This is a genomic window from Microbacterium umsixpiens, assembly GCF_053543675.1.
This window is the reverse complement of sequence record NZ_JBLVOH010000065.1, coordinates 6,522-7,117: the sequence shown is the minus strand read 5'-3', so window position 1 is coordinate 7,117 and position 596 is coordinate 6,522. Positions and strand designations below refer to the sequence as shown.

The 596-nt window shown below is 70.8% G+C and carries 1 pseudogene; it reads left to right on the top strand.

The annotated features are described in order from the left end of the window. Nucleotides 1–596, top strand: a pseudogene (locus ACNPM4_RS06435) (ABC transporter); the annotation flags it as partial.

Here is a 596-nt window from a genome sequence, read left to right as displayed (position 1 = left end):
CGCGCGAGCCCGCGCGCGACGTCCGGGCGGAGGCCGACGCGGAGACCGAATCCTTCTACCCGGAGCCGATCGTGGGCGAGCCCGTGCCGTTCGGGCACGAGCAGTCCGGCCTGGCCGGTGCCGCCTACGCCCAGTACGGTGACGACACCGAGACACGCATCGTGCCGTCGGAGCCGCTGATCGGTGCGACGGGTGTCGCCGCGGCAGCGCAGCCTCAACCCATCTTCGTGCAGGCTCCCGAGCCGCCCCGTGACCGCGGCAACCGCGGCACCGCCGGCCTCATCGGCCTGCTCGCGACCCTGGTTTTCGCCGTGCTGTACCTCGGCACGGCGCTGGGTCTCGGTGCGATCGCCGGCGAGGTGAACGGCGAGAACATCGGTGAGGCCGCGCTGGCACCGCTGATGACCTGGGGCTACTGGACGCCGGTCGTCGTCTTCTTCCTCGGCTTCTGGCTGCTCGGCGCGATCATCAACCGCGGCCGCTGGGGCCTCTGGGTGGTCTTCGGCATCATCGTCGGCGTCATCGCCTATGCGGGCCACATCCTCGGACAGCTGTTCGAGGCGCCGTTCTGGAAGCTCACGTCGTCTCAGGGCCTC